Below are 11,873 nucleotides of genomic sequence, written 5' to 3' on the forward strand. Positions count from 1 at the left end.
AAGGAGGAAATGATGAACCAGGAAATCACTCGCGCCCAGGATTCGCAGAGAGAGGAAAGCAAGCCTCAGTATCGAAAGCCTCGATACACTGTTCTCAATGAGGAAAACGCTTATCGCTTGGACGTCCAACTGCCGGGCGTCGCCAAGGACGCGGCCCGCATCACCTTGGACGGCAACTTGCTGACGGTGGAAGCGGACGCCCCCTCGATTGGCGAGGAAGGCTGGCAGGCGTTTCGTCGCGAGATCCCGCAAGGCGGCTTCAAGCTGAGTTTGGAGCTGAACGTGGACATCGACGGAGACGCGATTTCCGCCAAGGCGTCTGAAGGCGTTTTGACGGTGATGCTTCCGCTGGCGGCCAAGGCTGCCAAGCGCACCATTGCTATCGACTAGCTGAAGTCGGACGCGCCTCGCAGAGTCTTTCCCCGCGAGGCGCTTTGCAGTTTGGGAAAGAAGGAAAACGAGCGGCCGACTGCGTCCGGTCCCGGTGAGGGCGGGCGCGGCGGCTGTTCCAATTGTTTACCATGTCGGTTGCGTTCAAAGACTACTATTCGATTCTCGGCGTGGCCAAGACCGCTTCTGCTGAAGAGATCAAGAAAGCGTTTCGCAAGCTCGCTCGCGAGTGTCATCCGGACCTGGCGAAGGAAGCTGACAAGGCGTCGGCGGAGGCTCGCTTCAAGGAGATCAACGAGGCTTACGAAGTGCTGAAGGATCCAAAGAAGCGCGCCAAGTACGACCAGCTCGGCGCGGATTGGAATCGGTATCAGGATAATGGAGACGCTGATGCGGGCCCTGGCTTTGGAGCGGGTAGCGGCGGTCGCCGCTACGAGTACCATTTTGGCGGTACCGGATTTAGCGACTTCTTCGAACGCTTTTTCGGCGGGCGGGGCATGGACCCGTTCGAGGACATGGGGTTCGGCATGAGAGGGGCGGACTTTTCTCGTGGCGAAACAGGGCGACGTCGGGTTCGCGGTCAGGATGTGGAGGCCGAGATTCTCGTCACCTTGGAGGAGGCCAACAAGGGGTCGCGGCGCCGCATTTCCCTGCGCAAGCAGAAAACCGATACGGGAAAGTCGGAGATCGAAACTTTGAACGTGCGCATCCCGGCCGGAGTGCGCGATGGCCAGCGCATCCGTCTGGCGGGACAGGGAGAGCCGTCTCCAGCTGGAGGGGAAGCGGGCGACCTGTTTTTGAAGGTGCGATTCGCCCAGCACCCGTATTTCAGCATCGAAGGGGATGATTTGATCTACGAGCTCAAGCTGGCGCCTTGGGAGGCCGCCCTAGGCGCGGAAGTCACGGTGCCGACCTTGGGCGGATCGGCGAAAGTGCGGGTCAAGAGCGGGGCCCAAAACGGTCAGCGGCTGAGGCTGCGCGGCCATGGCCTGGCCCGTTCCGGCGGCGGAACGGGGGACTTGTACGCCGAGATCGCTTTGAGGATGCCCGATCGGATCTCCGAGGAGGAAAAACGGGTCTGGCAGAAACTGCGCGACACGTCGCGTTTCAACCCGAGAGGATAGGACTGCATTATGGATGGAGATGGACAACTGATTCCGAAATGGAGAGCGCCAGGGGCGACCGACGAGGTCTACGATCACGTGTCGGCCGCCCGACTGGCCGGCGTTTCCACGCGCGTCTTCCTGAAGTATTGCCGCATGGGGCTCTATCGACCTTTGGGTGACGTGCAGCGCTTTGGCTACACCTTCGACTGGGAAGCCATTTATCTAGCCCGCCAAGCCGAGCGGGTGCGCTATCAGCTCAGCGTCGACATGCGAGCGGCCATCCTGGTGGTCAAGCTGCGGCAGGAAGTGGAGTCGCTGCGCGAGGAACTGCGTTTTTGGAGACGATGAAACGCAATCGCGCATTGCCTTTTTCTCGTCCAACCATACACTATTCTAATGTCATGAAACGAACGAAACAGCAGTCATACGAAGGCCGTGTCGTTCAGAGGAACGATAGGAACGATAGGGATGATAGGGAATTCGAAATCTCTCCGGAAGCGCTCGCGGAGCGAGCTGCGAGGGTGGAGGAGGCGCTGTTGAGCGAGACTTGGCTGCCCATGGGGCTTCGGTCTCTGTTGGCCTGCGATATGCCCTGGATCCGCCGGCGACTGGCGGAAGGCAAGCGCTTCTGGCAGAGCAAGGTAGCGGAGCGCGTGCACGAGCTCGCCTTGACGAGTTTTCGCTACGGGCCGGAGCTTCTCGATTCGGAAGCGGTCGCTCAGCTAAGGGTGCTGGATCTGGAGCTCAATCCGGTGCACCACACGGCTGACACGGTCGAGACCTGAGCGGGCTGTCCAGCGTTTCGAGAGGCCGAAGATGCCTCCGCCGGGCCCGATCGGCGTCTCCTTTCGCGAAGGAGGCGGGCCTACGGGCGTGCCCTCGCCTAAGCAATTGTCGCCCAGTCCGACGCGGGGCTTTGGCGAGGAAAAGGTCGGCTGGCGGCTCGTTCCTAAGGCCGTTTGGGCGCTGCATGAGCAGGCGCTGCGAGCTTGGGCAACGCGACTAGGGTATTAGCCTTAGGTGAGGGAATTAGTTATTCTCAAATTCTCTAAAACTATCTCAAATAACTCACACAAAGGCTTGAAATTCCGTAATACACCTGTGATCTGTTGGGGGTTAATATTTAACTCATGGGTAAGGAAAATAAGGAAGTCTTCGCAATCGGAATTAACCCTGTAGCAGGGGGTGAAACGGGTCTTGATCGACCGGCTTCGCGCGGCCGGGCCGTCGATGCCTGCCGAGAGACGGTCATTCCCCGTCTGAAGACGATCGAGAGTTCCTTGGTTCGCGAGAGCTGGCTTCCGATTTCCATTCGCAGCCTGCTCGCCCAGGAGATTCCGGCCCTGCGCAAGGAGTTCGACCGTCAGCCTCGAGGTTGGCGGGATCGCGTGCGCGAGCGGCTCAATGGCTTGAAAGCCCTGGTGGGAAGCAAGGACATCGGTTTCAATGTTTCCCAAGCCTTGGCCGAGCTCGATGCGATCGACAGCGAGTTCAGCAAGGAGGAAGATTTCAGCAGCCTCCAGTCCGCCTGAGGCGACTCCGAGGCGCGATCCGTTTCTTGATAAGCGGCGTTTGGTTTTTTTCGACTGAGGGCGAGCCTATGAAGGCCCGCCCCTTTTTTTGCACCTGCGCTTGGCGGCGAAACGAGAGGGGGGATCGCAAGCGTGGCGGGGCTTCGCGGAGGTTGTAACGCGCGCCAAGAAGCGGCGTTTGAAGTCTTGAGGAGCGCTCGCGTATTCCCTTTTTTACGTCTGACACCTCCTCGACGCGTCTTGCACCCTTTATGAAACTCCCCTTTCGAACTGGCCCCTCCTGGTTGCCCAAGCTGATTCTTGCTGTCGTTTCTCCGTTGGCTTTTCTTGGGACCCTCGAGCTCGCCTTGCGAATCGCTGATTACGGGCGGGATTCGCGTTTTTTCATCGCCGACCAGCAGGGTCCAGACGGGGCGTATCGAACCAACCCACGATTTACGGAGCTCTTTTTCCCCGCGTCTTTCGGATTGAAGCCGTTCAACTTCCGTCTTCTCAAAGAGAAACCGGCGGGCGAGGTCAGGGTTTTTCTGATCGGCGAATCCGCTGCGATGGGAGTGCCTCAAGCGGGATTCGGCATGGCTCCTCAGCTTGAGTCGATCCTGCGCCAGCGCTTTCCCGGCCAAGTCGTTCAGGTCTACAACCTTGGCATCACTGCCATCAACTCCCATGCGATCCTGCCCATCGTAAAGCAAGCCGTTCGTTTCGATCCCGACCTGCTGGTGTTCTACATGGGCAACAACGAGGTCGTTGGGCCCTACGGACCAAGTTCGGTCGCCACCGAGCGCATGCCACCGCTCGCTCTGGTTCGTGCCAGCCTTTGGTTGAAGAGCACGCGAATCGGACAGCTGTTGTCCAACGCGATGGGAGCGGCCGCCGGGCGCGATCGCGATTGGCGTGGCATGGAGATGTTTGTCCAGAAGTCGGTCGCGCCCGATGATCCGAGATTGCATGCGACCTATCGGAACTTTTCGGCTAATCTGTCCGAAATGCTCGAGCTCGCTTCTCAGGCGGGGATTCCGTCGGTGGTCTCCACGGTAGCGGTCAACCACTTGGATTGTGCCCCGTTTGTCCCGATTGAAACCGATGGCGGACGCAGCGCGGACGAATTGTTCTACGAAGGACGAGAGCTGACGCGGAGCGGCCGTGTCGAGGAAGGCGAGCAAGCCTTGCGCCTGGCGCTCCAGTACGACGCTCTGCGCTTTCGAGCGGACCAGCGTATGAATCAAATCATTCGGGAGGCTGCTGCCGGTCGAAGCGGTGTGACGCTGGTCGATTCAGCGCAGGCTCTTTTCCCCGCTGGAAGAGAGAGCTTTTTCGAGCATGTCCACTTCACCTTCGAAGGGAATTTCAGAGTCGCTCGCTTGCTGGCCGATGCTGCGGGACCGCTGCTGTTTCCAGGAGCGGGCGAGGCTTGGGACGAAGCGTCTGCGGAGGTCGTCGCTCGCGATATTGGCTTTAGCGACCTCGGTCGATTGGAGCAGTGGAAGGTGATGAATGATCTGGTGACGCGCCCCCCATTCACCGGTCAGTCGACCTACTTGGAGGATCGGCGCTACGCGCTCGAAACGATGGATCGACTGGGCGAGCGCTTGGCCCAAGGTGGCGTTGCCAAGGCTGCTAATTCCGTAGCGGATGCTCTGAGCTCCAACCCGCGGGCTTGGCTTTATCTCTACCAAGCGAAAATCGAGCTGCAGCGATCCCGCTTCCAGGCCGCTCTAGACGCCTTGGACCGCCACGATGCGCTGGCGCCTGAAGTCGCGGAATCGATGGTGGTGCGGGCAATCGTTCTCGCTCAATCCGGAAAGCCGGAACGAGGTCTGGCGCTTTTGAGGTCGGTGGTCGAAAAGGAGCCCCACTATCCGCAAACCTATCCCTTGCTGGCTTCGCTCTGGATTGCCATGGGAAAGGCCTCCGAAGGCGCCGCCGATTTCGCCGCCTGGGTGGAGAGCATGCCGGCGAACCGTGGAATCAGGCTGGCCTACTCCCAACTCCTGGCGGCTCAGGGTTTGGTGGAGGAAGCCGCCGGGCAATGGGAAGCCGTCTTGCAAATCGTGCCTGACGACGAACGAGCGCTGCTGCCGTACCTCCAGTACCTGTTTCAGCAAAACCGTAGCGACGAAGCGATTGACCGCATGCTCGAGGCGCACGCTTACAATCCCCGGAACTTCTCCAACAACGATCGCTTGGTGCAGTTGTATCAACAAAAAGGAGACAAGGAGCGGACCTTGGAATTCATGCGGGACCTGATGGCGAGCGGTCCAGTCAGCGAGGAGTTGGAGCGGGAGTACGAGCGTCTGGAAGCGGCGCTGGCGGGAGGCAAAGCGCCATGAGCGCCAGGATCCTCGGCATCTCGGCATTCTATCATGATTCCGCGGCGGCGCTCGTGGTGGATGGCAAGGTGGTGGCGGCGGCCCAGGAGGAGCGTTTCACGCGCCGCAAGCACGATGCGCGTTTTCCTCAACGGGCCATCGAGTACTGCTTGAGCGAAGCGGGCATTGAAGCATCCGAATTGGACCACGTCGTATTCTACGAGAAGCCCTTTTTGCGATTCGAACGGCTCCTGGAGACTTACCTCGCGGTCGCTCCGAGCGGTTTCGGGTCCTTTCTGAAAGCCATACCTCAGTGGATACATCAGAAGCTGCAGCTGCCACGGGAAATGGACAGAGGCCTCGGTGGCAGGTACGGCAAACGATACGTTTTCGCGGAGCATCACGAATCGCATGCCGCCAGCGCGTTCTATCCTTCGCCTTTCGAAGAAGCGGCTATTTTGACGGTGGACGGCGTAGGGGAGTGGGCGACCTCGAGTCTTGGATACGGTACGTCGAATCGAATCACGCTTACTCAGGAGCTCCGGTTTCCTCATTCGCTAGGACTTTTGTATTCAGCGTTCACATACTTTTGCGGGTTTCGTGTGAACTCGGGTGAGTACAAGCTGATGGGGTTGGCTCCGTATGGAAAACCTAGATACGAGAGCCAGATACGAAGCAAGCTCATCGACCTGAGGGAGGACGGGTCGTTCCGGCTCGATCAAAGCTATTTCAACTACTGCCAGGGCCTCACCATGACATCGCGAAGGTTTGACGACTTGTTTGGCGGCCCTCCTCGAAAGCCCGAGTCCGAGCTGACGCAGCGAGAGCTGGACCTGGCGGCCTCCGTCCAGTTGGTCGCGGAGGATGTCCTGCTGAGGATGGCGCGTCATCTGAGCAAGGAAACGGGCTCTTCGAACCTCTGCCTCGCGGGAGGCGTTGCTCTGAATTGCGTGGCAAACGGTCGGCTCTTACGCGAATCCCCGTTCGAGCGCATCTGGATCCAGCCCGCTTCTGGCGATGCGGGGGGAGCCTTGGGCGCGGCGCTGTTCACCTGGCACCAGCTACTCGGAAAGCCCAGGCGGCCCTCGATTCCCGACAGCCAGAGCGGATCGCTGCTGGGCCCGTCGCTGGAGGCTGGAGAGATCGAGTCCGCTCTCAAAGCGAGAGGGTTGGCCTACCGCAGGATCGAATCGCCAGACGTCCTCTGCGCCGAGGTGGCGAAGCTGCTCGCAGAGGGGCAGGTGGTTGGCTGGGCCCAAGGGAGGATGGAGTTCGGACCGAGAGCGCTTGGATCGCGGAGCATACTTGGCGATGCGAGGAATCCGGAGATGCAGCGCAAGATGAATTTGAAGATCAAGTTTCGCGAGTCCTTTCGTCCCTTCGCTCCAATCGTGCTTCGCGAGAAGGCGAGCGCGTTCTTCTCTCTCAAGCCCGAGGAGGACAGCCCGTACATGCTGATCGTGGCGCCGGTGAAAGAGGATCAGCGAAGAGGTGGCAATGCCGGAGCGGAAGGGCTCGATCAGATCCGAAACGTTCGTTCCACGGTTCCGGCCGTCACTCACGTGGACTACTCGGCTCGTATACAGACAGTGGATACGGAACGCTCGCCGCTGCTGCGTCGATTGCTAGAGGAGTTCGAGAGGCGGACGGGCTGTCCTATGCTTGTGAATACGAGCTTCAATATCCGAGGAGAGCCGATTGTCTGCACCGCCGAGGATGCGGCGCGTTGCTTTTTGGCGACGGAGATGGATGCTCTCGTCGTGGGTGAGTTCCTGTTGCTCAAGTCGGAGCAAGGCGACGTAGCGAGCGACGAGAGGAGCGACTACCTGGCCCGTTACGGGGATGACTAGAATCGCGTCTTCCAGAATCACGCATCGATGGAATTAGTCTGCAACAGCGCCCACCAATGAGCTTGCTCCGTATCAACCGAAACCCATCCGCCAGGGACTTGCGATTGTTCGCGGGGTTGTGGCTGGTTTTCCTATCTGGCTTCGCATGGATTGCCTATGGCAGAGGCTACCTCGCGGTTGCCGGCGTCCTATTGGCGCTTGCTCTTCCATTCGGAGCGCTAGGCTTGGCGGCGCCGCGGGCGATTCGCTGGCTGTACGTCGCTACAAGCCTGGCGACCTATCCCATCGGGTTCGTGATCTCGCACCTGCTGCTTGCCGTGATCTACTACCTCGTGGTTACGCCGATCGGGCTGCTTCTGAAGCTTTTGGGCAAGGATCCGTTGCAGAGGCGTTTCGAACCTGTTGCCAGGCGACCGAGCTATTGGGAGAAGCGAGGTCCGCCTCGATCGCCCGCGAGCTACTTCAAGCAGTACTGAGCTCGCTTTGGGTCGAATGCCCTGGCTGCGTCTCTTTTCGGATTTTGACTTTCGGGGCGGGATTTGGTCTTGTGCGCTGGTGAGCAAGAAAGACCGCACCTTTTTGGAAGCTTCGCAGGAAAAGCAGCAGGGAATGTTCGCGGAGTTCTGGGATTTTCTGAGGAACAACAAGAAGTGGTGGCTCACGCCGATCATCGTCTCGATTCTGATCATCAGCGCCTTGATCGTGATCGGCGGCTCGGGCGCGGCGCCTTTCATCTATTCGCTTTTCTAGGGAGTCTCTCGCGGCGGCCCTTTCGGTAAGAGCGAAAAAAGGCCTCGCCGTTAGAGGCGAGGCCTAGAGAAGAGTGATAATGGCGAAGGTCTATTCGATGCGAAGGGGCAGGTAGCCGCGACGCCCGCGATCGTAGACGAAGAGCTTGTTCACGCCATTGCGCAGGGCTTCGCGAGCTTGGTTGATGGTTTCGATCTGCTGATCGTTGACCTCCTGTATGACCATGCCCTCCCGCAGCGTGCGGGCGTAGTTCGATTCCGGATCGACGGACAATACGATTACTCCATCTATGTTTTCCGGGATGCGATAGCGTTCCGCGGTTTCATCGCTCAGCTTGGCGATCTCCACGCCGGTGACGAGCTCGTTGGCGAGGCTGGCGAATCGCCCTGAGGCGCTGCCCACTTCGAGGTTGAGCGTTTCGCGTTTGCCGTCGCGGAAGACCTCCACCTCGATCTCTGTGCCGGGAGCGGTGTGTCCGATGCGGATACGGAACTGGTTGAAGGACTCGATCGGCTTTCCGTCGAGGGAGAGAATGATGTCTCCTTGCTTGATGCCGCCGTTTGCGGCTGCGGAATCTTCCTCCACGTCGTTGACCACCACGCCTTGCACGGTATCGAGGCCGAAGGCTTCGGCGAGTTCGGGGGTGACGTCATCGAGGCTGACTCCTAGGAATCCGCGGCGCACTTCGCCGGTGTCGGCGAGTTGCTGGGAAATGCTGACGGCGAGGTTGGATGGAATGGCGAAGCCGATGCCGATGTTTCCGCCGCTGCGGGAGATGATGGCCGAGTTGATGCCGATAAGCCGGCCTGCGGAGTCGATCAAAGCCCCTCCCGAGTTGCCCGGATTGATGGACGCGTCGGTTTGGATGAAGCTTTCGTAGCCGCGTTCGCCGTAGATGCCGATCTTGCGGTTGGTAGCGGAGATGATGCCTTGGGTGACGGTGAGGCCGACTTCCATGGGGTTTCCGATGGCGAAGACCACGTCGCCCACTTTGATGTTGTCGCTGTCGGCGATGGTGATGGCGGGAAGGTCATCTGCGTCCACCTTGAGAATGGCGACATCTGTCAAGGGGTCTCGGCCCACGATGGTGGCGTTGAGCTCGCGGCCGTCGTTCAGCTGGACGAGGATCTCGTCGGCGTCTTCGCCGCGCTGGTCGCTGACCACGTGATTGTTGGTGAGGATGTAGCCGTCTTCGCTGACGATCACTCCGGAGCCGATGCCTTGCGGCATGCGTCGTTCCTCTGGCTCGCCCTGGGGCTCCTGGTAGCGTGGGCTTGGCATGCCGAAGAATCGCCTCAGCAGCTCCTCCTCCGGGGAAAGCCCTCCGCGTCCTCCGCGGGCGACTTTCACGATGCGCGCGGTGTGGACGGAAACCACTGAGGGCGTGGCTTTTTCGAGCATGCTGGCGTAGCTTTGAGGCATCAGAGCTTCGCCGCGTTCGATGGTTTGAGAGTCGACGGACAGATCGAGCTCGTCAGCCTGCAGGGGAGCGAAGGCGAGAGCCGCGATGGTGGCGACGACGAGTGGTACGAGTTTCTTCCTATTCATAGTGTGAATTGGCGTGGCGGTTTCGGTTTGGCCCTGAATCCGGGCAGGTTCTTCGGTGTTTAACTAACGCTCGGCAGCCGAGGAGCCACGTTCTATCGTCTCTGCTTAAGCGTTTGGGGGGTAGTAAGATGAAATGTACGCGTCTTTGTTCCCAATGGAAGGGCCGGGGCCGGAAAAAAGGTGGATTCGCGGGAGGCGACCTTGCGCGAACCCGCAAAAAAAGCGCCCGAGAACGTTCGGGCGCGAGTGACGACAACTGCTTGGGCCAGCCTTGTTTAGGACCGTTCCGGTAGGCCGTACTTTTCCACGATGAAGTCGATGTCCTTGTCGCCGCGGCCGCTGAGATTGACCAGGATGGACTGGCGCGGCTTTTCCTTGGCCAGCTTCATGGCGAAGGCCACGGCATGGGCGCTCTCCAGGGCCGGGATGATGCCTTCGAGACGGCTGAGCTTGTAGAAGGCGTCGATGGTTTCCTGATCGTTGGCGTCGCCGTAGGTCACGCGCCCGCTTGCCTGCAGCATGCAGTGCTCGGGGCCCACTCCCGGGTAGTCCAGTCCGCTGGCCACGGAGTAGACCGGAGCGGGTTCGCCGTTTTCGTCCTGCAGCATCTGGCACTTGAATCCGTGGATGATGCCCGGTTTGCCGAACTTCATGGTGCAGGCGTGGTCGCCGGTTTCGTAGGAGCGGCCGGCTGGCTCCACCCCGTAGATGGAGCACTGATGGTCCTCGAGGAAGGCGGAGAAGATCCCCATGGCGTTGCTGCCGCCGCCGACGCAAGCCACTATGTTGTCCGGAAGCTCGCCGGTCATTTCCAGAAACTGCTCGCGCGCCTCGATGCCCACCACCCGCTGAAACTCGCGCACCATCATGGGGAAGGGGTGCGGACCTACCACGGAGCCGATGCAGTAGATGGTATTGACCGGATCCTTGAGGTAGGACTGGAAGGCGGAGTCGACCGCTTCCTTCAGCGTTTTCAGCCCGTGGCTGACCGGCACCACCTCGGCCCCGAGGATCTTCATGCGCACCACGTTCGGGTGCTCCTTGGCGATGTCGACCTCGCCCATGTGGATCTCGCACTCCAGCCCGAAGTAGGCCGCGGCGGTGGCGAGGGCCACGCCATGCTGCCCGGCGCCCGTTTCGGCGATCAGCCGCTTCTTGCCCATGTGTTTCGCCAGCAGGGCTTCGCCCATGCAATGGTTGAGCTTGTGGGCTCCGGTGTGGTTGAGATCCTCCCGCTTCAGGTAGATGCGCCCGCCGAGTTCGCCGGAGAGCCGATCGCAGTAGTAGACCGGGGTGGGGCGTCCCTGGAAGTGCTTGCGGATGCTGCGCAGTTCGGAAATGAAGGCGTGCGACTTGGATATTCGATAGTAGGCATCGGTGATCGTGTCCATTTCCGCCTGCAGCTCAGGCGGAATGAAACTGCCGCCGAATTCGCCGAATCGGCCGTCCGTGTCGGGAGTGGTTTTGAAGTAATCGCTCATACTGATCCTTGTTTGGGGTTGAGCGTCAAATCAAGGCGAGGCGGCGGCCGCTGACAAAGATGTAAATCGATCGCGGGAAGGGGTATTAGCGCCGCTGCTCGCGGACAGAAGACGTCGTGATCGCCGTGGTTCAGCGCGCCCATCGATTGAGTTCGATGATCATGGCGGTGGCGGAGAGGAGGCAGTCTTCGGTGAGGGGGAGGGCCTCGAGGGCGAGCGTCAAGGTCCAGCCCAACGGCGGTTCGCGGCGGGTCCATTTCCTGGGCAGTACGGCTTTGAGGCCGCGGGCCAGCAGGTGGGAGGGGGGCTGCGGGGGCGGGTCGGGATAGAAGGCGAGGCGCTTCTTGACCAGCGTGCCTACGGGAGAGCTTTCGCTGGCGATGACGTAGCGGTTGACGATCGACCCGCCTGCGGCGTCTCCGGTGCCGAAAATGATGTCTCCGATCCCTCCCACGATGCCCTCTTTCAGCTTGTCCTTCCACGGGGTTGGATCTTCGAACTGCAGCAGTTCCTGCTCGCTGGGGGTCAGGATCTTCTTGCTGCGTGTGACGATGGCCAACGGTTGACCGGAGCTGTCGAGCAGGTCGATTTTTCCGCTGAGGGCAAAGGTCTTGCGGAGTTTCAGTTCGAAGCAGCGAGGCGGCTCGCGGTCTGTGAACTGCAGGGTAAGGGCTTTGCTTTTTCGGGTTCCGACTCCGCGCCCGAGCAAGGTCTGATTTGAATCGTAGATCCGGTATTGCTCGCCCGAGACGCCGTCGCGTTGGCCGTAGCGATGGTAGAGGTGGTAGGTCTGCAGGGAGCTTTCTGGCATGGCGAGTTGTGGATTCCTTTTAGAGAACGGTAGGACCATCGGCTGATTTAGATAAATCGCGCCTCGTCCGAGAGTGGTGTTGGATCGAAAAAGACG

Annotated in this window: 12 protein-coding genes; 9 read left to right on the forward strand and 3 right to left on the reverse strand. The window is 60.1% G+C overall.

Annotated features, from left to right (window positions below; all coding sequences use genetic code 11):
• Positions 1-9 precede the first annotated feature (9 nt).
• The 9 genes from QEH54_RS06280 (at position 10) to QEH54_RS06320 (ending at position 7,937) form a co-directional block, all read left to right on the forward strand.
• The gene (locus tag QEH54_RS06280; protein WP_309017793.1) at positions 10-390 is read left to right on the forward strand and encodes an Hsp20/alpha crystallin family protein; all 381 of its coding nucleotides are present in this window, start codon (positions 10-12) and stop codon (positions 388-390) included.
• Between the two features lie 131 nt (positions 391-521).
• A complete protein-coding gene (locus QEH54_RS06285) occupies positions 522-1,514 on the forward strand; it encodes a DnaJ C-terminal domain-containing protein (RefSeq protein ID WP_309017794.1) in 993 nt (330 codons plus the stop codon).
• 9 nt (positions 1,515-1,523) lie between these two features.
• Entirely contained in the window at positions 1,524-1,844 is a 321-nt protein-coding gene (locus QEH54_RS06290; RefSeq protein ID WP_309017795.1) for a hypothetical protein, read from the forward strand.
• A gap of 53 nt (positions 1,845-1,897) precedes the next feature.
• Positions 1,898-2,281: a hypothetical protein gene (locus tag QEH54_RS06295; protein ID WP_309017796.1), complete on the forward strand. Its 384-nt coding sequence runs from the start codon at positions 1,898-1,900 to the stop codon at positions 2,279-2,281.
• Between the two features lie 345 nt (positions 2,282-2,626).
• On the forward strand, positions 2,627-3,028 hold the full coding sequence (locus QEH54_RS06300) for a hypothetical protein (RefSeq protein WP_309017797.1): 402 nt from the start codon (positions 2,627-2,629) through the stop codon (positions 3,026-3,028).
• 251 nt (positions 3,029-3,279) lie between these two features.
• Entirely contained in the window at positions 3,280-5,358 is a 2,079-nt protein-coding gene (locus QEH54_RS06305) for a hypothetical protein (protein WP_309017798.1), read from the forward strand.
• Positions 5,355-7,187, forward strand: a complete 1,833-nt coding sequence (locus QEH54_RS06310; RefSeq protein WP_309017799.1) for a carbamoyltransferase — start codon at positions 5,355-5,357, stop codon at positions 7,185-7,187. Before QEH54_RS06305 ends, QEH54_RS06310 begins: the two co-directional genes overlap by 4 nt.
• 56 nt (positions 7,188-7,243) lie before the next feature.
• Positions 7,244-7,663, forward strand: coding sequence for an SxtJ family membrane protein (locus QEH54_RS06315; protein ID WP_309017800.1), 420 nt, complete (start codon positions 7,244-7,246; stop codon positions 7,661-7,663).
• Between the two features lie 79 nt (positions 7,664-7,742).
• The gene (locus QEH54_RS06320; RefSeq protein ID WP_309017801.1) at positions 7,743-7,937 is read left to right on the forward strand and encodes a DUF5989 family protein; all 195 of its coding nucleotides are present in this window, start codon (positions 7,743-7,745) and stop codon (positions 7,935-7,937) included.
• A gap of 90 nt (positions 7,938-8,027) precedes the next feature.
• Here the strand turns inward: QEH54_RS06320 and QEH54_RS06325 are convergent, their stop codons facing one another.
• The 3 genes from QEH54_RS06325 to QEH54_RS06335 all read right to left on the reverse strand — a co-directional run bounded on the left by QEH54_RS06325 (position 8,028) and on the right by QEH54_RS06335 (position 11,777).
• Positions 8,028-9,485 carry a Do family serine endopeptidase gene (locus QEH54_RS06325; RefSeq protein ID WP_309017802.1) on the reverse strand — a complete coding sequence of 486 codons (1,458 nt, stop codon included), beginning with the start codon at positions 9,483-9,485 and terminating at the stop codon, positions 8,028-8,030.
• Between the two features lie 275 nt (positions 9,486-9,760).
• Positions 9,761-10,966, reverse strand: coding sequence for a tryptophan synthase subunit beta (trpB, locus tag QEH54_RS06330; protein WP_309017803.1), 1,206 nt, complete (start codon positions 10,964-10,966; stop codon positions 9,761-9,763).
• Positions 10,967-11,096: 130 nt separating this feature from the next.
• Positions 11,097-11,777, reverse strand: a complete 681-nt coding sequence (locus QEH54_RS06335) for a hypothetical protein (protein WP_309017804.1) — start codon at positions 11,775-11,777, stop codon at positions 11,097-11,099.
• Positions 11,778-11,873 lie beyond the last annotated feature (96 nt).

The sequence above is a fragment of the Pelagicoccus sp. SDUM812003 genome, assembly GCF_031127815.1.
Lineage (GTDB): Bacteria > Verrucomicrobiota > Verrucomicrobiia > Opitutales > Opitutaceae > Pelagicoccus.